The organism is Stieleria magnilauensis (assembly GCA_007753675.1).
Lineage (GTDB): Bacteria > Planctomycetota > Planctomycetia > Pirellulales > Pirellulaceae > Stieleria > Stieleria magnilauensis.
The window spans coordinates 2,576,345-2,598,107 of the sequence record CP036432.1; the positions used below are offsets into that span (position 1 = coordinate 2,576,345).

The window sequence follows — 21,763 nt, forward strand, 5'->3', positions numbered from 1 at the left end:
TTGCGTCACAACGGGTAGGCGGTGATCACGATGGTGTCTTCGAGCACCAACTTGACCCGACGGGCGATCGGATGGTTTTGGCGTTCGCCTTCGCGGCCGCCGACGTACCCGACGCGACGTTCCATGTCGACGGTGTAGATGGTTCGATCCCGATCGGTCTGTTTTGTCGACCGCTGTTTCTTCTTGGCCCGCCCGTAGGCATCGTCGATCGTCACCAACGCACCTTCCATTCCGCCATCAAAGACGCCGTGTTTCCCAGGTCGAGACGGCATGTCCTCGGTGTGGCGTCGCAGGTGCTCCAGACGGTGCCCTTCCGCACTTCCGGGGACGTACCGCAATCCTTCCGGCGAAACGAACTCATTGGGCCGAACTTCACGGAGCAACCCGTAGCGCAGATCGGCGATTGAATTTCGGCCGTCTTGATCCGTGGCATCGGCGGAACCCGAAGCCGATCGGTCCGGCGTCTGCTCTGGGGATTGTGTCGGCCGGGTGGGGACAGCAAACGTGTCCTGTTCGGCTTGCTGATTCAAGCCGGGAAGCTGCCAACCAAACTGATCATTCAGATGGGGCCGGGCGAACGCGTACAAGCCGACCAGCAGAACAACGGCGATGGAGCCGATGCCCTTGGTCCCCAAAGGCAAGCGCCAGCCAAACGGCTGGCTTCCAGATCGGTTCCTGATTCGATTCATGCGGCGCGGTCCTGGCCTATGACCGCACGTTGGTCCGACGCCGTTCGGGGACGACCTTTGGAGCAAACGGAGCGGCGTCGGGGGAGGTGATCTTGCGGTCAGCGAATTCGGAGTCGGTGAATTCTGGGTCAGCGATCTCTTGTTCGTAAGTCCCCGGTTGGTGGCCGGACTCGGCAGGGGCGGCGGGCACCGACACCGGATCAGAAGCGTGTTTGCCTTTGACCACATAGGTGTCCTGCGTCTTGGCTTCCTGTTGGTAACGTCGGCGATACTTGTCGCCGTAACCATAGCCGATCGACTGGTAGCTTCCGCTGGCGCTGCTCTTGTAGGAGGCTCCGCCGCTGACGTCGTCGATTTCGTTGACCACCACACCCATCACCCGTGCGCCGGCAGCTCGCAACATCGAGATCGCTTCTTTGGCGTTCGGCTTGCACCGTCGTCGGATCCGCATCACCAACATCGCGGCGTCAACGTAGGTCGTGACGACGGCGGGGTCACTGACCATCAGCAGTGGCGGCGTGTCGACGATCACAAAGTCATAGTTTTCGCGAGCCCACTGAAAGACTTCGGCCAGTTCGGCAAGTGTCAAGGCTTCTGCGGGGTTTGCCGGCAGCGGACCACAGGGAAGGATGTCCAGGTTTTCGATCGGCGACTGGTGAATCGCTTCGGCCGGTCCGAGTTCGCCGTTGAGCACGTTCGTCAGCCCGGTCTTGGCCTCCAGGTTGAAACGCAGGGAAAGCCGGGGGCTGCGAAGGTCCAAATCGATCAACAATGTCCGTTTACCAGATTGGGCGACCGAGCAGCCGACGTTGGCCGCCAAGGTGCTCTTGCCATCGCCCGGCAGCGGACTGGTGATCTGGAACACCTTGCTGTTGTATTGCCGGCGGTCGAACAGCATCGCCGTCCGCACCCCACGCACTGCCTCGGCCGCGGGAGAATAGGGGCGGTGAACGACCGAGAGTTTCGGGTCCAGCTTGGCGATCTCGGAATCGACCAGCCCCTTGCCTTGTTGAATCCTGCCCTCATCGAGCGGGATGTGGGTCAACACGGGAAGACGCAACTCGCGTTGGATCTCTTCGGCACTGCGAAACATTTTGGCGGTGCTTTCGAAGATCATCGCCAGCAGCCCGCTCAATCCCAGCCCCAACATGCCGAACAGCACGAGGTCTTTTTTCAGATCGGGTCCGGTTTCATAGGCTTGGCCGGTGTCCAGCAACGGCTCGACGAGAATCCCGCCTTTGACATCGGCCAGGTTCAATGCCGCCAGCTGTTGCTCCAACTGCGTTTCCAAGCCACGCATTGTTTCGATTCTGCGGTTGAACGAGGCGTCTCGTTCTTCCACGATCTTCAGCTTGTCCGCTTCGTCTTTTTGCTGTTCGATTTGCAAGTCGATGTCACTCATGTCCTGAGCGAGCACGGTCAGTTGTGCTTCCAGCCCGCGGATGTAGGCGTCGACAGCCATTCGGGCGCGTTCGTCACGAGCCTCCCGAGCCTCTTTGTCATAATCGGTCCGCTGAGATTGGGCTCGCAACTCGGCGATCCGCTCGGACATTTGTTGGTTCAGCTCGTTGAGCTTGTTCTGCGAGCTTTCGATCTGCATGGCGATCGATTTCACTTCGGGGTGAGACGCTCCGTAGGCAAGTTCCAATTGATCCCGTTTGATCTGCAACGGAATCAAAGTCCGTTCGACTTCCAGCTTCTTGAGCGTCAGGTCATCCGGTGCCGCGTTTCCGGGACCGACGATTTGCCGCAACGGTTCAAATTCATTGACGACGCTTCCCAGATGGCCGATGATCTGTGCCACCAGCACCGGGTCGCTGTGCAGTTTGCGGGTGTTGATGGCCAGGCGGAGATCACTGTTGAGTTCCCGTTTCTTTTGCTCCAGTTCCGTTCGATAGGATTGCAGCTGAAACTGTCGCTCTCGATAGGGGTTGATCGCTTGACCTTCCACATTCCATTCCAGATCCGCGTTGTCGCGAAACGTCAAGTATTCACTTTCCAGGTCTTTCTGTTCACGGATCAGCTTGTCCATCGCGTTACGAACCAATTCGCCGACTTCGTTGATGGTCGATTGGCGTTCGCGTTCGAAGTGCTGACTGATCGCTTGACTGACGGCGTTGACGGTGGCGACGCAGACCTGGGGATCACGGCCGTCAAAATTAAGCGCGGCGATCATCCGATCCCGCGAATCGCTCTGGTCGGTCAGCGTCTGAAACCGGATGCCGCTGCGAACCAACGAAACGATCTGAGTCTCGGTGCTGGATTCCAACGACGGAATCGACTTCAGCTCGGGATTGGCTGCGACGCGACGGACAATTGCGTCGGAGGTGATCAGCGATTGCATCAGCTTGCCGCTGGGGATCCCGCCACGAACGATGCCGGTGTTGGAGTCCAATGAAATCGGTGTATCACTTTTGAACATCAACTGGGTCGTCGCGCGGTACGTCGTCGGTTTCTGCTTGTACATCCAGTAACCGATCGATGTTCCGATAGCGACAAAGGCGGCGAGCAGCCACTTGAATCGCCACAACACCGTCAGAATGGTTTCGCCATGGTGCTGCTCCTGCGCCGGATCAAGCGTAACACTTGAGTCGTAGTTGACCGGCTGTGGTGAAGTCTGATCCAGCATCGACGAATACACAGTTAGAAGGATTGGAGGTGCGTGATTGATAAGGGCCGAGCGTAGTTCACATTCTTGAACCGTTCAGCCTTTTTGACGCATCTTTGCGCGGGGGTGTTCCCTCAGAAACCTACAGGCACCGGTTCGTCCAGGCCCTAAGTTGTGCATCCAAGCCGAGGCGAAAATCTGTCCGCCGATCGTGCAATCGTTTCATTCCACGCTTCCTGCACAAACGGTACGCAGACCAATCGGCACCGTCGGAAGAAACATCCCTGTGGCAAGAAACTTAAAGCCGTCTTTCCGCGGCGACATTTGCCAAGCGGCAAAACCTCGTTGCTCTTGGCCCCCCCTATCCTTCCCTAGTCACGGCATGGTTTCAAGCCCCTCTTGCGATGGCGACATTCGACAAAATCATTACTCCACTGATGACCGACAGCCCGCTCGCGCCGTTCCACTAACCTCGCTCAGACGCGTTACGGCGCGGTCGAGTGGCGTTCGGCCAGGCGGCGGTGTTGTTCGGCCAGGTCGTCTTCGCCCAGTTTTTCGTAGGCGATTGCCAGGGACGGGTGGGCCAGCGGACGCATCGCGGGTTCCTTGAGCGCGGCCTCCAAATCCACGATCGCCTCCTCGTAACGCTCCATTCGCAGCAGGATTTGACCGCGGGTTTCGAGCAGATACGGATGTCCCGGCAACTGGTCCAAAGCGGCATCGGACAACCGCAACGCTTGCGGAAGTTTGGCGGTGTCTCCATTTTGCGACAGTGTGACGGCGAGATTATTCAGCAGGCCCGCCATGTTTTTCCATTCGTTTGCGGCCAGGGACAGGTGTCGCTGGGCGCTCTCATGGTCCCCGGACATCAGCGCCACGGTGCCTTCGATAAAGTGCATCGCCGGCGGATCGACCCCGCTGAGCAACTTTTTGCGAACGTTCTGCAACGCCTGGTCATCCGCTTCGCTGCATTCAATGGAAAACTGCACGACGGCCTCAAGCACCACCGGACTCTTGGGAGCCAACTCGAGTGCTTGATAGAGGATGGGGCCTCGTTCAGCGAGTGTTTCCCGTGCGCCAATGTCACGTTTGAGTCGATCAGCGGTGAAAATCCTCGCTTCACCAGCTGCCAGCAACAGCAAGCCGTCGCCTGTCAACTGATAGCCTTCAGTTAGCAACTGGTATGCTTGTTCGTCTTGTTCGTCGAGAACAAGAGCCTGTGCCAGGTTGAGTCGCTTGTCGACCGAAGTCGGATCGGCCAATAGAGCTGGGCGAATAAAGCGGATAGCAGCCTTGGCATACTCTCGCACCGTCAGGTAGTCGCCGTTCCGCTGGGCTAATTGGTGAGCGAGTTGGGCTGCGATCAAATTGACTTCGGGATCGGTGTCCGCGATAGATTCGTAGAGCGCTAATGCATCGCGTGCCGCGCCGATCTCGGTCAAGAATCGGGCGTACATTCTTTTTGCGAATATGGCGCGCTGTGATGGCAGCTTGGTCAGTGCAACTGTAGCGCAGCGATGGCAGATAGTTTTTTCGTCATCGCTCCATTTTTTGCGAGGGACCAGTTGCAAGTTTTGCTCGTCATCGCTGGCGGGTGACGTCATTTCGTCGTAGATCAGAGCCTTGAGCATCCAGAGCGCTGCCGGTCCATGCTCTTCTTGAACCGCCAACCGATAAATCGCCAATCGCGCGGATTCCTTTTTCCCCAGTTCGTCGTCCAGCATTGCCAACTGGTACTGATGTTCCAAGTTGTTGGGATCAATGGCCAGCAAACGCTGCACGGCGACTGAGGCGACAGCGGTGTTTCCTTCGGTGAGCGAGGTACGCAATGTATCCAGATAGATCGTTTGCGTCGCTGCCTGGTCTCTTCGGACAACGATCAGCACGACCGCTAAGAGGATCACGGCCACGACTATCGCGGGCATCGCAGGGGCAAGCGTCGCGTAAGGCCGGCTCGCGACCCAACTGACAAAGAACCGTGCCCCCCAGGCCATCCAATACAACGGATTGATCGCCTGTTTCCAAGTCGTTGGAGATTCGTCAGCCGCTAAATCGCGACGTAGACGTTTCGCCCATTCGTGCTGGGGAAATGAAAACGCATGGATCGTCAGTTCGACCACATTCAAAGTTCGCGGCAACCGCATAACGAAGCGAATCGCCGACACGAACATCCGCCACCAACGCCGCAGGATTCGAATAGGCTTCATCGTCCGCCCCTTTCATCGAACACCATCGTCAGATTCGGGCTCGCGGTGCGTGGTTGCGTTATTGAGTCTGGATCACGGAGTTGATCCAGGACTGTCGTCCGGAAGGAATCAAACAGCGATTGAAGTTTCTCTAACTGCTCGGGAATCAGTGGCTTTTGCGTGACGGTCCAAAGCTGCAGCATGATGATGTTTGATTGCAGTGCTTGCCGATCCTTCATGCGATCGCCGACCAGCGAATACAGCCCGCTCATCGGCGGCGAAAGGAGATCGCAGTCACGTGTCAAACCGCAAAACAGCAGGGTGCCAAACTCACCGGTGTCACGTACCATCTCGGCGTACGACACCTGCCACTGATCGATTCGCGGTCTGGCCGTTCCGTCTGGCGCGTTGATCGATGGAAGCGTCGGATTCCAATCATTTACCTGCCATCCGTCTCCATTGTAACAAAGCCGCATGTCGTGCCATTCCGGATAAGGCTGACTGACCGCGATCCGAACAGCCATGCCCTCCAAAAAGACCGTCCATACGTCTGCATGGTGGCCCAACTGTTTACTGTTGGCTTTGCGCAAGGCTTCATGGTCGGTCACCGCCGACGCGTACGCGGTTCGATTCATCAACGCTGACCCCGGATCCCACAGCAATGGGCGATCGGCATTGGCCACCTGACGCTCAAATCGAGTCGCAACGATCCGATAACCCAACCCAAAACCAGGCACGCAAAACAACGTGACCACGGTCAACATGGCGACCGCATAAGGGCTGGCCACAGTCCCGCGTTCTGTCGTTTCGCGCCCCTCGGATGGCTCAAATTGATCACTCGGTCGCGACACCCCGTACACCAAACAACGGTTCCAAAACCAGGTCGCCGGATTGGAAAACTGCCCCGATTCGTCCACCGGCACGGGATAGAACATCACTCGCAACAAGCGGTCGGTCGACAGAATCATCAACACCGCAATTACCAGGCAGATCCACCCCAAGATTTCGTGAGGTATCCCGGAGGATAGATCACTGCCGTACCATTCTTGGGCCAACGCTACCGAATTGATCCGCACCACATTCATCACGACCGCCCAGAAGATCCCGACGGCTAGATAGGCAGGCGCGGCTACGATTGGACGGCGACGATAGACCAACCACAAGCAAACCAAAAATAGGATCGTAAACAACGACTGCACCCCGCTACACGCCTCTTCAACAAACAGCGTCCCGCCGGGAAGCTCGATCACATTGCCTCGCAAATAATGCGTGACCCCAAGAAAATCAAGAAGATTACTGCTGACTTGAGAGGTCGTTCGTTGCAGAGCAGTCGTCAGCCGTAAATCCAGATTCAACGGGAGCCGAATCGTCATCAGCAGCATCAAGCTCAAATACGTCAACCGCTGATCCCCCGCTTCGCAAGCACGATGGGTGCGGAGCCAGGCGACCAAGGCAACGGCAAACGCAATCGACGATAACCACGGCGAGGCGCGATACCCCGCAAGTAGGTTTATCAGCAACGAACCCGCAACGATCGCGATGGAAACCGGTTCCGAGGGCAAATGAAATCGATGGTCCCAGCGAAACAGAATCAACGCGATCAGCGACAAATACAGCGGAAAAATGTATCCGTACTGCTCCAAATCACTCAACCATCCCAAATAGACACTCATCCCCGGAAGCGGGGAAAGCAACACCAGCGCCCAAAAGATCGCCGCGAGATAATTAAACCTTTTCGAATCTGGCATCTATATTGACGGACGGCGTTCGACGGGATGGGGGCCGAGACGTTGGAGGTCTTGGTTAGGTTGTGGTGTTAAATACCACCCGAGTGCCCCAATCCTCCCACAATGTTCCGCGATAATTCCAGACAGAAACCGCATGCACCTACGAAAAAAAGACAAGAACCTCACCTCGGGGCTCTTGCCTAATCTTAGCGAACGCACAAGGCGATTTTTAGCTGGGGTTATGCCTCGGAAGCCTCGACCGCCGTCTCTTTGTGCTTTTTTAGCCGACGCCGATAGCCAATCCCGCATCCGGCAATGACAAACCCACTTAGCGCGACCATCGTGTTCGGCTCGGGAGCCCCCCGAACCACTCCAAAACCGCGGACAGGCCCCGATTTGAAGTTGATCGACGTCGGCCCGGCAATCATCTGAGCCACTGCCAGTGGACTCAGATTGTTCGAACTAATCGTGTTGGTTGGTTTGACGAAGGCAAACGTGTACCGAGAAACACTCGGCCCCAACAGTCCGGCAGCGATAATTCCATCAACGCTGAAGATATCCTGGCCCGATGTGCCGGCATTGTTGGCCATTGCAAAATTCCCCGTCGTTGCCACTGTCACCTGTGGATCAGAAGTGTTGGCCAAAAACGTAAATGTCCCCGAAACCGTCGACAACCCAGTTGCACTGGGGGTGTAGTTGTAGGTGATGGTGAAATCCCGAGGCAGTGAATTGAGCACGGGGCCGGCCTGTTGGAGGCTCCCAGCGGGAAGGGTTCCCAAAAAGGAAACGACCGCAGCGTTCGCCGTGGAGACGCAAAACGCGAACAATAGAGCAACAAGAGGGGTAATTCGCTTCAGAGCCATGTTCGTTTGTCCAGTGCAACTGTTTCAGCGTGAATTGCTGTTTCGACGCACAGGTTAGTACGTGCTTTCGCAAATGCAACCAAAACCTGGAAGAAACCCTCACCAAAGCCGTATTTTTCCAGGACAAACGGTCCAACGGTTCGCTTCTGCCGCCGCCCCGAATCAGGTATTCTTTCGTTTCGCTCGATGGCTTTTCGACCTAGCCCCGCATGCCCGGGGCCACGCGGTGCCCCCTCGACGACTCGATCGCAATCGGGTCATCGCGTTGATCAAGACGACAGACGACCAAATCCACAAACCTTCTTAATCCACAGACCTTCTACGGAAGGCCGGGCGTAAACCTCTGATTGGATCGAGCCGGAGTCGATGCCCCCAGCCCCAGCGTTCCGATGAACACCCCGGCGAAGAGCAGCACCCAAAGCGCGTTGGGTGGATCGCCGCTGAAGTGCTGGTGGGATGCGACGAAGGACGCGAAGTTCGCCATCAGCAAGGCGAAAAACATCGCCTGCAGTTCGATTAACGGTAGGTACCTCTGCTTCCGAATCATCCGGCGGCAATGGGAAAGCAAAGTGGATAATGCGATCAAAATGAGCACAACACCTGGCACGCCGAGTTCTTTGAAGAGACGAGTGATTCCGTCCTCCTGCCATGCATCCTGACGCTCTTCGACCGCAAAGTGTTGCGCGCCCTGGGTTGCGACGCCCAGTCCCGACCCCATCAGCCCCGATTGGCGGAGCGTTTCGACAATCCCCATCGCGACGTTGTCCCTCAATCGTGGCGCGACATCACTGATCGTCGTCGCATAGTACGCTTGGTGGTCGGCGATCGCGTCTTGGTCACGATAGATCACCAGCGGAATGGCTCCGATCGCGACGATCAATAACAGATAGCTTCCTACCTGAACGAAGTTTCGCCGCGCGGCCAACTGGATATAGAGCAGGTAGGCGGCGACAAAGATCACGGGCATGATCAGCATCTTTCGCCTGCCACACAGTAGCAGCGGCATGAAACTCCAGATGGCCGTCGTCAACCAGAGCGGATTGATCCGGCGGCGCATCCCCGGTTTGTCCCCCCGATTGAGCAACAGAATTGCCGAGACCATCATCGCGTTGGCCGCGTGAAACCCGGCGATGTCGGGGCTTCGAAAGAACCCGGAGATCAATTGAACGATGACGCCGGGCATGTGTCGGATCCACTCGAATCCCGCCAGGCCCCCCAACGCAGGCCAATCCCATTGCAGCCACTCGGCGAGCGACCCGATGAAGGCGATGCAGTTGACAAGGACATAAACCTGCAGCAGGTGCCTCAAGTGCTTCAATTGAAACGCCAGCGCGATTCCAAGCCCGACTCCTAGCAACGGAGCGGCGTAAGAGATGAAACCAAGTGCGGCGAGCAGAATGCCGTTCTGATACAGCGTTAGCGAGAGCACGGCGCCCGGCAACAGACCGAGGACATACCAGGTAATCACCCGTTCGACCCAGGGAAATCGGGCGCGAATTTGCCGCAGTCCGCCTTCCGACCCGAAAAACAAGCCGACGAAAGCTGCCGCCCAAACCACACTCACGCAATACGTGACCAGGGTCGGTTCACCTTCGGTCAGTTTGCGCACCGGATCGCGCAAACAATCCAAGACGATTGCGATGGGCAACCCGACCCGCCAGTCGGTAACGGCCACCAAAGCGCCGATCACAACGGTAATGTAGAAAATGAAGTCCACTTCAGCCTGTTCCCAATGGTGCGCCGTCTGACGCGGCGGGTTCAGACTTGCGAATCGTAATCATCGTCTCATAGCAAGCCATCATCCGACAAAACCTCAACCCGGCGGCGCCATCCATAAAACCGCGTCGCAGCACATATTGATAGAGGAATCGCAGCGTTCCGCGGGCCGGTAGTTTCCGAGCGATTCCCCGAATCGCCCGCCTTCGCCGACTGGAGTCGAGACTGAAAACCTGATCGGCGCTCGCTGTGCCATCACTGCATCGCTCCTGTTCCGCCTCACGCCCCGCATAGCGGACGTGCCGCATCCACCAATCGTCCATTCCGCGGCTAAACGCTTCGTGAATGAACGGCGACCGGATCGTTCCCAGATCGCCATCGACCGCGGGCACCGGCACTTCACCATGACCGCTGTCTTCAAACCGCGCGCGACCGCGCCGAACCAACCGCATGATCCAAACGGGAAATCCGTCAGAAAATTTCAACCAGACGCCGTCGAGCATCGTCTTTCGGCACGTGCGGAAAGCGACCACCTCGGGACCGGCCGACTCAATCGCCCGCCCAATTTCCTCAGCAAATTCCGCGGTGGAAACCTCGTCCGCATCCAGCATCAATACCCATTCGTTTCGCAGGCCGGCATGATCGAGTGCCCAATTCCGCTGACGCGCGAACGACGCAAAGGGATGACTGACGACGCGAGCCCCCGACTGCTCGGCCAATGCCACGGTCGCATCGGTCGACGCATCATCGACCACGACGACTTCATCCGCCCACGCCAATGCATCCACACACCGCGCGATGTTGATTTCTTCGTTCTTGGCCAGTACGACCACCGAAACAGGCAGTCGCGTCGACCGATCAGCACTGTCCGATCGAGCTTGCGTCATGCGTTGATTTCCCGCTTGCGGATCTCGTGGGCCGGATTGCCGGCGACAATCGTCCACTCGGGCACATCTTTGGTGACCACGCCGCAAGCCCCGACCACGGCACCTTCATGGACCGTCACGCCGGGGCCGACAAACGCCTTGGCGCAGACCCACGCCGCATGCTCGATTCGAATCGGCGACGTCGTCAGTTTCATCGTCGGATCGGCCAAGTCGTGGGAGGCGGCGCACAGGTAACTGTACTGTGAAACCGTCGCGTTGTCGCCGATGCTGATCGGTGCGACGTTGTAGACATCCACGTGATGCCCGATCGAACTGTTGCGCCCGATCGTCAGATTCCACGGCGCCCAAATCCGAACCGTCGGGTCGATCCGAGATTCGGCCGTCACCGTCGCCCCAAAACTACGCAACACCAGGACTCGCCATCGGAACACGATCCGCGGCGAAGGTCGAAACAAGACCCACCAGCACACGCCCCACAACACACGACCGATCTTGTTGGCCGTGGAATGCGACGACGGACATGCCGTTCGCGATGTATCGAGTTTGGGGTCAAGTTTCAAGTGTTTGATTCCAAATTCCAGGTAGAGGGCATTTTCCCGCCCCCTTTCTTCTGGTCGATATTTCTGCCCGCCATTGTCCTGTCTTCACAGCTACTTTCCAGCAACTCTTGATAAACCCCCATCATCCTTTCTGCCAAGCGTTCTCGGCTGAAGTGTTTGATCCTCTCGCGCCCCGCTCGAACCGTTTCGTGGCGAAACGCTTCCTCGGTCAACAACCTCTCACACCCCCGCGCCATCGCGTCGTAGTCCCTACAGCTCGCGACCACTCCGGCATCGCCGACCACTTCCCGAAGCGACCCCGCATCGCTGCAAACCACCGGGCATCCGGCCGCCATCGCTTCCAACGGCGGCCACCCGAAGCCTTCGTAAAGACTCGGAAAGAGGAACGCGGCCGCGGCTCGGTAGTACTTCGCTAGCGCGTCCTGATCTGGATCGATCACAAACTCGATGCGTTCGGCAACACCACTCGCACTGCAAACCTGGCGCAGCGATTCATCCGGCGCCGGCCCGGCCAGAACCAACCGAACCGGCACGCTGGTGTGGATGCGTTTGAAGACCTCGATCGCACCGGCACGGTTCTTATAAAAACCATTGTTGCCGAGATGGAACAAAAAGGGCGTCGACTGCCCCACATCGCGGGGCACTTCACCGGAGCCTTCAAACAATTCACTCTCGACGGCAAGTGGCACAACTCGAATGCCTCCCCTGGGCGAGCAGTCGTACCGCCGCAAGTCCTCCGCCGTGCTTTGGCTGTCCGAGCAAACCACGCTGGATGCCCCGACGCCTCGTAACGATTGATTGATGAGCCAACGTGCCCCGCGTCCGACCGGTGGCGCGCCGGCAAAGACTCCATCCATTTGTAACCTTGGGATGACATCGTGGACCGTCACGACAACGCAGTCTGACTGCACCGCGCCCGCGGCATAGCCGAAACTGCCATCGAGCAAATGAACCACGTCGTATTGGGAAACATCCAAATTCCGTGCGGCACGCCAAATGTGATAGTGACGACGCCACATTCGCAACCGATTGGGTGTGCGATCGAGCGTTTCCCGACCACAGCCCAGGAACTTCACCGACACTTCCACTTCATCGGAAAAGTACGTGTCCAGCGCACCGGCGAGCTGGTCACGATACCGTCCCATGCTTCCGGGTTCACCGGGTACCGTCGTGTCGAGTAAGGCGACGCGAATCATTTTAGTTCCCCAGCCCGGTGACATGGCGGGCGGCACGCATGATTCCGTCGGCTGCATCGCGGGGGCTGTAGTGACGGATCAGCGCTTTCGCATTGCGGCCCATTTGCTGAAGTTCTTCACGGTCACCGGCAGCTCGCGTCATTTGGTCGGCGAGCGTCTGCCAATCTGCAAACGGGTGCACCCACCCGGTCGCTCCGTCATGGATCAAATCCGGATGACACCCCACCTGATCACTGACCAACGCGGGCAGACCAGCCGCAAAGCCTTCATTGACGACCAATCCCCATGTCTCTCCATTGTCCGATGGCAACACCAGCGCATCCGCGGCGCTGTAGGCTTGCCCGATTTCCGATTGATTCAAGAAACCGGCGAACTGAACCGGCAGGTTTCCCTCTCGCGCCAATCGCTCGCATTGCTCTCGTTGTGCGCCCTCACCAACCAATAGCAGCTGAAACTCGGCACCTTGTTGTTGGGCCAGTGCGACGGCTTTCATCAAACCGATGGGCTGTTTTTTTTCGATCAGTTTTCCGCAAAACAGGAAGCAGCATGTGTCGGCATCGATCTTGAACCGTCGACGGGCGGCGGCAATGGAGTCCTCATCACGCGGGCTGGTTGCGGCGAGACGATCGTTCTCGATGCAATACGGTGCCAAAAACATCCGCTCGTCGGGAATGCCGAGTTCACGATAGAACGCCGCGCTGGCTTTACCGATCGGGCAAAACGCATCATAAAAGCGCATCAACCGCTTGTGGATCAATCGCTTCCACCAGGCTCGCGGCCGCAAGTTGTTGGCTTCGCCGCGAACGATGCAGGGGATGCGCAACCGTTTGCACGCCCGCGCCGCCTGCAGACAGCTCTTGACGACCCAGCCGTTGACCACGACCGCGTCGAACCCCTGCTCGCGAAAATAGTCCGCGACGCCGGGAGTGTCACAGCCGGTAAAGTGCATCAAACCCGGCGTCTTAGAAACATTGTCCAAAACGTGGTAGTCATAGCCTTCCAACAGCGGAATGTCCCATTCAAATTTGACGCCGAATTCGGCGCCCTGCTGCTCAGCGGTCGGCAGGGTGCAAAACACGGCCTTGAATTCGACGCCATCCTCGGCCGCCAAATGCCGGAACACCGGCACCTGGTATTGAATCGGGTGCGTGGTCAGAAAGGCGAGTTTCATCTTAAGCCAACTTTGCGCAACGACTTTCCGACCCATTCTTTGAAGGCCCAGAAGCCGGATCGATGACGAAGCCAGGGGACCACGCCTCGCGGCAGTTGGTACTTTCGAATCAGATCTGCAACAAACTCTGGGGACATGTCATATCCGAGTCGCTCTGCGAACTCGATCATCTCGGGATGACGCTGATAATGGCCCCACTCCTGCCGGATCGGTCGCCGTTCGAGCAGAAAGATCTCACGACGGTTTCGCTCGCGGCTCCGTACAATGGGCTTCGCATAGCAATCAAATCCCGTGAACTGAACGATCTTATCCAGGACGGTGTCGGAGCGAAACAGGTCACTACTTTTTAACTCCATCAGCTTCAGGCTCGGGTAGGTCCGTCTCAGTTCTTCCGCAGACGCATTGACCTCCAGCCAATAGTAAAGGCATTTCTCGAAAGGCGTCATCGAATCCCACCGTGACGCAAACTGGGGATACATTGCGTTCGGATGATATGGGGTGATCGCCCAGTCTTCGGAATGGTAAATGCTATAGTTACCAATTAATTTGAACGAAGCCGCAACTTCGATCGGATGTCGATGCACGTAGAGCACGCGGAGCTGATCGCCCAATTGGCGATAGAAGTAAGGAATCAGTGACCGCATGGTCCAACCAAAGTCGACGATCGGTCCGGTTTCAGAAAGCGAACGCCACTTATTCAACAACTCCTGAATTTGGTCGTTGACCATTTCTGACTGAACCGACTCGTCGTAGCAGCGATGGTACTTGCCGACGCGCGTGACCTGTTGCTTCAGATGCTCGTGAGTGATCCAATTGGATTCGTTTCCGAAACTGGCGCGAAACGATTTCTCCAAGAATGTCGTTCCACAACGCCCCGTCGAAACGGTCAGGACGATGGGGTGCATGCTTGATTTCATTTTTGGCGATTGGTCTGCGACACGCGGCCTACGGGGCCTTGGCTGGCCAGACGACGCGCGGCGAGGTAGGCCCGCACTTCACCGAGAAGTTTGACGGGAATCCACCATGGATGGGTCAAATGGAACCGCGTCCGGACTTCACGAAAGATTCGACGGGCGCAGTAGGTGGCGGCCTCGGCGGCGGACTCTGCGTGTAACATCGCGTAGTAATGGTCACCAATACCGTGCCGTGGAGACGCGCTGGTTAGGTGATCACCGGCAATCCGAGTACCGCCCTTTTCCACACGCAAATGATCGATGCCTGCGGTGCCAAGAAAACGAAGGGCACCGCCTGCTTTTTCGAGACGACGGGCAAACTCGGTTTCAAAGCGATAGGCGGCGCCTTGGAAGTTTTCATCGAAGCCGCCGATCGACAACGCGCGTTCGCGATGAACGCAGAGGTTGCCAGCCATCACGTTATGGACCTCCATGTCCGACGTCGAATGGAAGGGAAAATCCTCGTCGAGCCGAAGCCCCCTGAGCACCCTCGGTGCCGCAATCGCTTGGGGTTCTTGCCATGGTTGGATGACCTGTCCGACGGTCGCCCACAAATGCGGCCGCTGCGTGTGGGCGTGCGAATGGACGGAAACCAGTTCGCCACGTGGCCGGAGATCATCGTCCAAAAACAGCACGAGCGGAGAAATCGCTTCCCGCAATCCATAATTCATCGAGCGGGTGATCGAGGGTTCGGCAAGTCGTATCCAACGGATGTCTCCTCGAAAGTCCCAGTAAGTCAGTTTTTCGCTAGTTGGTTGATCGTGTTCGGGTGTCTGATCGACGATCAGAATCTCTGCCGCCGGCGACGTAAGCCCCAGAAGCGAATCAATCGTTTCAACGAGGACCGCATCGCGACCCAGTGTCGGTATGACGATCGAAACATCGAGAGGCATAGGAATAGGAAACCTGTGTCCTACTGTTGGCGGCTGTGCAGATAGAGATAAGAAAACACAATTTTCACCCAAGGGCGGATCCAAAACGGATGTCGACGGATCGCACGCATCAAATAGGCGCGACACCGAGGATCCCCGAGGACATAAAGTTGGCTGCCGATAAAAAACTCGGCTCGAGCGAGTTTCCTTTCAGGGGATTCCATCTGCGTCGAGGAAACCTTGCCCAGGCTGATCGCTTCGGCGCGACGCAAAATTTCCCGATCATCACCACCGCTCTGCACGCATCGATACGATTCCCGCGCCAACATCGCCAGTTGGCTTTGCCGATCATGGTTGGTCGAACTGATTCCATCCACGTCGATTCCCCATTCGAACAAGATCTCAGGGACCTCTCCAAGTTTGCCAACAGTGATCAATCGATGCCAGAGATCTGTGTCTTGAGCGAAACGGAATTCCTGGCGATAGCCGCCGACTGCTCGATAGGCGTCAGACCGATAGGTTGCCACCATATGTGATATTCCTTGGCCGGCATCGAGTAATGCATTGGTGATCTGTTCCGGACTCGCATTGCGGATGGTTTCCCCCAAGAATTCTCCTGCGGGCCCTATCCTGCGGCATCCGGCACCGACCGCGACCACGTCGGGATGTCGATCCAAGTAGTCGACCTGTTTCTCCAAACGTCTCGAAAGCGATCGGTCACCGACATCCTGTCGAGCAATGAACTCGCCCCGCGCATGATCACACCCTTTGATCAACGCACAAGTAAGCCCCGCGTTCGGTTGATGCAACAGCACGATCCGACGATCCTGCATCGCAAATTCCCTCAGCATTTCCGATGCTCCGTCCGTCGACCCGTCATCGACGAGGATCAATTCGAAGTCCTCGAATGTTTGATCAAGGATGCTTTCAACCGTCGCCGTCAATTGAGACGCACCGTTGTAAACCCCCATCACGACCGAGACACGCGGGCAGTCTTGTTTCGCCCCGTTCATGTGACGCTCCAGCGACTCCACTTGGACTGGCCGAGAAGCATACATACCGCATAGGAGATGAGTCCCGCGATCACCATGATTCCCAACGTGACGCTGAACGACTGAAGGTTCAGTCCGAGTCGCGATGCCACAAATTGCATCCCTTCGATGAACAAAACGTGTGAGAGATATACCCCAAAACTGTAGATCGAAAGGCGTTTGAGCCAACGGGGTGCGGGACGCCTGACCACAATCGCTAACGCAAAAACAACCGTTGAAATCGCGTGGACATTCAGAAAGTCACTGAGCAACATCACGACCAACAACGCTAAGATCGGCCAGAAAAACCACTCGCGTTTCTCTCGCAATTGTTCGATTACGATGGCAAACAACATTCCGATCGGAAACCAAGCCATGTACGTTCCAATAAACCAACGATTGGCCGGCAAACCTGCTTGAATTGCTGAGGCCTGCCACACAAGAATCACGATCGAAACGGCCAATAATCCTGTCGTCGTCACCGGGCGCCGCCGAGCCAGCCTCATCAATCCGGTCCATAAAACGAAGTTGTAGAAAAGGAAGGGGACAAAATAAAGTTGATGCGACGCGTCGCCCCAGAAGATGCTGCCGAAGATCCCCGACTCAAGTTCCTCACCGGTCGCCAACGATTTCGCGAATCGAACGGCTAAGTAAATCGTGCTCCAGGCGAAATAGGAAGGTGCCAAGCGTTGAAACTTGCGGTTGATCCAATCGAAAAAGGCGATGTTTTTTCGAAGGATGGTTTGCTGGGCCAGAAACGCACTCATCATGAAAAAACACGGCACCGCAAAGCCCAGATACCGCATTCCCCACTCGACATGGTCGTTGGTGTCGCAGGCATGGATGTAGATGACTGCCAACATGCCGGCAACGCGCAGCGCGTCAAAACCGTGAAACCGCATCGGGTCCGTCGTTCCAGACGCGTTCAATGTTGCATCCTTGGCGATCAAGCTTCAGCGTGCTGATTGACGATATCGAACATTTGCAACAACGGGCGACTGCACTCGGTCCAGCAAAATCGGCGTGCGTTCTCACTTGCACGATCGCTCAACCGACTCCATAGATCCTCGTTCGTCAGAACATTCACCAAATTCGCCGCAGCCGCTTCGACATCATCGACGGGGCTGTACACCCCACCGTCGCCACCGATCTCCGGGATCGCGCAGGTGTCGGTCCCGATCGCCGGCGTCCCGAAGCTTTGCGCTTCAATCGCGGGAATTCCGAACGATTCGCAACGACTGAGCAGGCTGAACACGTGCGCTCGAGAGTACAGTTGCTGAAGTTCTTCATCGCTGATCCAACCACAAAAGGTCACCGCGTCACTTAGGCCCAGTTCCTTCACCAAGTTTTCAATCTGCCGGCGATGCGATGGATCGGGCCAACCACCGGCAAACGTCAACCTTGCATCGGCGATTGTGTCGCGCACCAGCCGAAAGGCCCGCACCAGAACATCGGCACCCTTGTGGGGCGCCATCGCCGAGACGCTGACGATGTGATTTTTTTCCAGCAGACTTTTTCCCCATCGACGGGCCGCTTCCCAGGTTGTTTCGGAAATGGCCTGATAAACCACCATCGCACGCTTTGCATCGCCGCCCGCATTTAAGCGGTAGGCATCGTGCATGTATTGTGAATTAAAGACCATCAACGACGATTCACGCATCGTGCGACGATAGCCACGCCTTTGCAACCACGCTTTGAATTTGTCGTTCAAACCGTGATGCAATTCGGGCACCATACACCAGGGATTCTGACAGAACACGACTTGCGGCGTCTTGATGCCTGGCACCGAGACACCGGCCGGCGTAAAGATAAAATCGCTGTGGGTCTGCCGAGCGATTTTGTTCAAATTTCGGTATTCCCAGAGCGCCCGTCGGCTCCATCGGGATGTCGATGCCGGGCACTCGACCCACTGGTAGCCGGGTAAATCGACAACGATGTCCCGATTGGCATCATGAAAGAGGAACACATAGTCGTGCGTTCCCTCGGTCCAGTCCCGCAGTCGGTTCATGTGCCCCATCAAAACGTGTCGCCCGCTCTGATTGTTGACCGACAATGCGTTGACGAGAACTCTCATCAATCGTTCGAATCAGCGGACAGTAGACGGTTCAGTAAATCAACCGACCGGTCTTGATAGCGGCTCACTAAATCAGTGTCCCCCGTCTGTTCATGCATCCAGCGATAGACCGAATCACAGTCGAAGGTCGATGTCGGGTCACATGCAAGCGCATGGCGTTTCATGTCCTCGGGCAATCGCCGGTGCAGTCGTGGATGCACCAGAACCGAAGCGCCATTGGCCACAGCGTCCCCCAACGTCGTCTTGAACCCATATCCCAAACCGGAAAGCATCGCGATCGCGCGGGTCCGGCCAAGGAAACCTGCCAGATCGTCAATCATTCCAGAGAACTGGACTGCGGAAGTCTCGGGTAACCCCCATGATTCGACCGCGCCAGTCACGACATAGTCCAGGTCATCAAACCCGCTTTCTCGCATCCGCTGGGCGAACGAAATAAAGTTGCTGACCAGTTCCCAACTTTTTCGATTTTTTTGAGACGTCGGCATACAAGCCACAATCGTTCTGGATTGAGCGGCAGACATGTCGGTACTAACCAGGTGATCCGGACAGTGGTAAGGCAGCCAAACCACCTCCGCCCGACCCGGCATTCGATTCCAGTAGACTCGATTCTCCCAATCACTGATCGACCAGATCGCTGATGCATACCGCTTGACCGTCAGGTCGTTGCGAAACAAGCAACCCATCCCGTAAATCATCCAAAGCGGGCCTCGCTGGGGAAACCAGCCCAAATTATCCAAGTGCTGTAGCGGCTCCAAGTTATGCGATCGGACCGCGATGAACGCTGCCGGGAAACGCTTCCGAAGTCCCTTCAGGACATTTGGATACCGAGAATACTCCAGCAGTATGTTTGCCGTATTGAGGCTGGAAACCGCATCCAGGACCTGCGACACATCGTCATCGTCGATGACCACCTGATGGTAGAAGCAGTCCGCAGATTCTAAAAACCGTATCCGTGAAATCGTGTCTTTGTAGCTGCCGTGGTAGGTGTTTGCGAACACAGCCCGAGGGCAGATGTGAATGACGTTGTTCATAGAAATCGACCTTTGCCCGGCGATCGAAGTCCCAGGACCGCGTGTCGAATTCCGCGTGCGAGTCGGCCTACTTGACCGTGAGTCCTGGAGTGTCCTTCGGGTGTGGCGACCTCCAGCCGTGCGGCGATCCGTCGGTACATTCCGGCGGTGTCCGCCAAATCCAGTGCGATTGCCCGCTCCAAGTTCGCCACAACGTAAGGCAACATGAGTTTGTAACGATCGGGTCCTAACGTGGGCAAGATGCTTTCCAGTCCGTCGAGATTTTCAAAGACAATCATTCCCCTCGGGTCAAAGACCGATGCGATCGCCGGATCTCCCCAATAGACGGGGACGGTACCACGATGAAAACAGTCGATCAGTTTTTCGGTGAAGTAACCGGAAGAGCGTGTGTTTTCCATCGCCACACTGAACCGGTAGGGGTCGAGTCCGTCGGTTTTACTCGCCAACGTTTTGAGTCCGCGACCAAAACACTCGATTCCCAAGGCTTGCAGCCGCTCAGCCACTTGTTTTCGGAACACGTAGCCGTGCACAGGCTCGTGTTGAATGCTGCCCAAAAAACTAAGGTCTTTCGTTTTGCCGTGCCCATGGACAAGCAATTCGGGGTCGCCGATCGGAACCCAATTTGTGCCGTAATGGAGTCGGGTAAAGGGATGACCGAGACCGACAAAGTCGTCGCGGTGTGTCATCACGCAGCAGAAACTGCTCGCCAGTTCGGGGAAGTAGTCAAAAAAGTATTCATTGGGGGTTTCGACGAGTACCGCTGCGCGACGTGCTTTCGGAACACGCCATAGGTGGCTCCCCGGCACCGCGGCTCGGTCGAAAAACATGCCGGCGCGAAAGGAGACGCCGAGGCGTCGCGATGAATCATAGTGAAACACCCAACGCGTACCTCGGTGTGCGACCTCCACTCGACGGTAGAACGATCGGCCATAGCAATCCACATGGAAAACGGGGGCGGATTCGTCCAGATCGCAATCGAGCAGCACATGGTTCTCCACGTCAAAACGTGGGGTCCGTGTGAGGCGACTGGCGAGTTCCGTGGGCAACCAGTTGGTCACGGCTGTGGCGTTTGTTGGGAATGACGTTGCTCGATCAAGCGTTGGATTCTAGTCTCCGCAGGGGTGGAAAGCTTTTGATCTTGCAATTGCTGATTTCGGTCGCCGCTCTGTTTTTTTTTCGCCGGCGGATGCCAGAGATGGATCAGCGGCTCGGACCCGAACTCGTCGATCGGTCGGGTTCGAAGTCGCGACAGAAACTCCAAATCTTCGCCTCCCCAACCTTGGAACGCTTCGTCATGACCTCCCAGCTCGAAATAGGTGTTTCGTCGGATCGCCATCGGGTTGGGTGTATTCTGGACGACCCTGTCGAAACGCAACGACCGGGGTCGGATTCCGGCTTCGGCAAGCTTCGTCGGCTTCGCGGTTCGATTGACGCAGGCGACAAAACGTTGTGTCGACGCTTCATCGAGATAGAAGATGAGCCTGCCTGGACGAGCCGATTCCGCCCGGCGGCAACGGTCCAGGCAGGTCGTTAGGTAGGTTGGCGAAACAATCAGATCTGCATCGTGGATCACCAAGACTTCCCCACGAGCAAGCTTGGCAGCAGCATTGAGCATCAGGCTCTTGTTGAACGCGGGCTGGGGTTCCACCAACACCTTGCGAATCGCCGGCCAATCGACGTCGATTTCCGTTCCGCGTTCTTGGACCAGCACCAGTTCCGCGCCACCGGAGACGTGAACTGCCGATCCTAGAAGCGACGCCAAGCATGGCTCCAACAATCGATGGCGATCGTGACCTCCGACAGCCAGCAAAACGGAGACCGCGGGACGCTCGTGACTGGGTAAATCATGCCATTCGAATTGCAGGTTCGAAAAACCGGCATCGAAAATCCGATTCGCCATCCACGGGAACACCCGGGTGACGGTCAACTCCGACGAATGCTCCCAGCGACAACGGCCACCCGTGATGCCGGTCGCATCCGTGCGGATCTCAAGACGCTCATGACGATTGCACAAGCTCCGCCATTGGCCTTTACCTCCGCGCACGGCAATGCAACTGGGCAGCAACTCGTGCAACGCACAACCGATTTGCTCTTTGACAGACGCGTAGGGAGAGGATGGGTGGGACAACTCGATCGACCTGTGTAATGGATGTTTCCGCCAATGTCTGACCGGCTTGGTCCTTGAATCAGCACGTCGTG

General features: G+C 56.9%; 18 protein-coding genes. All 18 read right to left on the bottom strand.

Translation table 11 applies throughout. The features are described from left to right. Nucleotides 1–5 precede the first annotated feature (5 nt). The 18 genes from TBK1r_RS09170 to TBK1r_RS09255 all read right to left on the bottom strand — a co-directional run bounded on the left by TBK1r_RS09170 (nt 6) and on the right by TBK1r_RS09255 (nt 21,692). Nucleotides 6–689 (bottom strand): hypothetical protein, encoded by a 684-nt coding sequence (locus tag TBK1r_RS09170; RefSeq protein WP_145209167.1) that lies wholly within the window; start codon nt 687–689, stop codon nt 6–8. A 16-nt stretch (nt 690–705) separates the two neighbouring features. Continuing rightward, nucleotides 706–3,318, bottom strand: coding sequence for a polysaccharide biosynthesis tyrosine autokinase (locus tag TBK1r_RS09175; RefSeq protein WP_145209170.1), 2,613 nt, complete (start codon nt 3,316–3,318; stop codon nt 706–708). A gap of 464 nt (nt 3,319–3,782) precedes the next feature. Continuing rightward, nucleotides 3,783–5,504, bottom strand: a complete 1,722-nt coding sequence (locus TBK1r_RS09180; protein ID WP_145209173.1) for a tetratricopeptide repeat protein — start codon at nt 5,502–5,504, stop codon at nt 3,783–3,785. Continuing rightward, complete coding sequence (gene xrtU, locus TBK1r_RS09185; protein WP_145209176.1) at nt 5,501–7,231, bottom strand: exosortase U; 1,731 nt, start codon at nt 7,229–7,231, stop codon at nt 5,501–5,503. Before xrtU ends, TBK1r_RS09180 begins: the two co-directional genes overlap by 4 nt. A 218-nt stretch (nt 7,232–7,449) precedes the next feature. Further along, nucleotides 7,450–7,947, bottom strand: coding sequence for a hypothetical protein (locus tag TBK1r_RS09190; protein WP_145209179.1), 498 nt, complete (start codon nt 7,945–7,947; stop codon nt 7,450–7,452). A 445-nt stretch (nt 7,948–8,392) separates the two neighbouring features. Then, on the bottom strand, nt 8,393–9,790 hold the full coding sequence (locus TBK1r_RS09195) for a hypothetical protein (protein WP_145209182.1): 1,398 nt from the start codon (nt 9,788–9,790) through the stop codon (nt 8,393–8,395). A gap of 1 nt (nt 9,791) precedes the next feature. Further along, entirely contained in the window at nt 9,792–10,676 is an 885-nt protein-coding gene (locus TBK1r_RS09200) for a glycosyltransferase family 2 protein (RefSeq protein ID WP_145209185.1), read from the bottom strand. After that, on the bottom strand, nt 10,673–11,236 hold the full coding sequence (locus TBK1r_RS38440) for an LbetaH domain-containing protein (protein WP_419581160.1): 564 nt from the start codon (nt 11,234–11,236) through the stop codon (nt 10,673–10,675). The genes TBK1r_RS09200 and TBK1r_RS38440 overlap by 4 nt, the downstream gene beginning before the upstream one ends. Then, the gene (locus tag TBK1r_RS09210) at nt 11,233–12,432 is read right to left on the bottom strand and encodes a glycosyltransferase family 4 protein (protein WP_419581161.1); all 1,200 of its coding nucleotides are present in this window, start codon (nt 12,430–12,432) and stop codon (nt 11,233–11,235) included. The genes TBK1r_RS38440 and TBK1r_RS09210 overlap by 4 nt, the downstream gene beginning before the upstream one ends. Before the next feature lies 1 nt (nt 12,433). Continuing rightward, nucleotides 12,434–13,603 carry a glycosyltransferase family 4 protein gene (locus TBK1r_RS09215; protein WP_419581162.1) on the bottom strand — a complete coding sequence of 390 codons (1,170 nt, stop codon included), beginning with the start codon at nt 13,601–13,603 and terminating at the stop codon, nt 12,434–12,436. Beyond that, nucleotides 13,600–14,508, bottom strand: coding sequence for a hypothetical protein (locus tag TBK1r_RS09220; RefSeq protein WP_145209197.1), 909 nt, complete (start codon nt 14,506–14,508; stop codon nt 13,600–13,602). Before TBK1r_RS09220 ends, TBK1r_RS09215 begins: the two co-directional genes overlap by 4 nt. 8 nt (nt 14,509–14,516) lie before the next feature. Next, complete coding sequence (locus TBK1r_RS09225; protein WP_145209200.1) at nt 14,517–15,449, bottom strand: glycosyltransferase family 2 protein; 933 nt, start codon at nt 15,447–15,449, stop codon at nt 14,517–14,519. Nucleotides 15,450–15,469: 20 nt separating this feature from the next. After that, nucleotides 15,470–16,441, bottom strand: a complete 972-nt coding sequence (locus tag TBK1r_RS09230) for a glycosyltransferase family 2 protein (RefSeq protein ID WP_419581163.1) — start codon at nt 16,439–16,441, stop codon at nt 15,470–15,472. After that, nucleotides 16,438–17,388 (bottom strand): acyltransferase, encoded by a 951-nt coding sequence (locus TBK1r_RS09235; RefSeq protein ID WP_145209206.1) that lies wholly within the window; start codon nt 17,386–17,388, stop codon nt 16,438–16,440. Before TBK1r_RS09235 ends, TBK1r_RS09230 begins: the two co-directional genes overlap by 4 nt. Nucleotides 17,389–17,405: 17 nt before the next feature. Then, the gene (locus tag TBK1r_RS09240; RefSeq protein ID WP_145209208.1) at nt 17,406–18,533 is read right to left on the bottom strand and encodes a glycosyltransferase family 4 protein; all 1,128 of its coding nucleotides are present in this window, start codon (nt 18,531–18,533) and stop codon (nt 17,406–17,408) included. Next, nucleotides 18,533–19,564: a hypothetical protein gene (locus TBK1r_RS09245; RefSeq protein ID WP_145209210.1), complete on the bottom strand. Its 1,032-nt coding sequence runs from the start codon at nt 19,562–19,564 to the stop codon at nt 18,533–18,535. Before TBK1r_RS09245 ends, TBK1r_RS09240 begins: the two co-directional genes overlap by 1 nt. Continuing rightward, nucleotides 19,561–20,622 (bottom strand): glycosyltransferase family 10 domain-containing protein, encoded by a 1,062-nt coding sequence (locus TBK1r_RS09250; RefSeq protein WP_145209213.1) that lies wholly within the window; start codon nt 20,620–20,622, stop codon nt 19,561–19,563. Before TBK1r_RS09250 ends, TBK1r_RS09245 begins: the two co-directional genes overlap by 4 nt. After that, the gene (locus TBK1r_RS09255; RefSeq protein WP_145209216.1) at nt 20,619–21,692 is read right to left on the bottom strand and encodes a galactosyltransferase-related protein; all 1,074 of its coding nucleotides are present in this window, start codon (nt 21,690–21,692) and stop codon (nt 20,619–20,621) included. The genes TBK1r_RS09250 and TBK1r_RS09255 overlap by 4 nt, the downstream gene beginning before the upstream one ends. Nucleotides 21,693–21,763 lie beyond the last annotated feature (71 nt).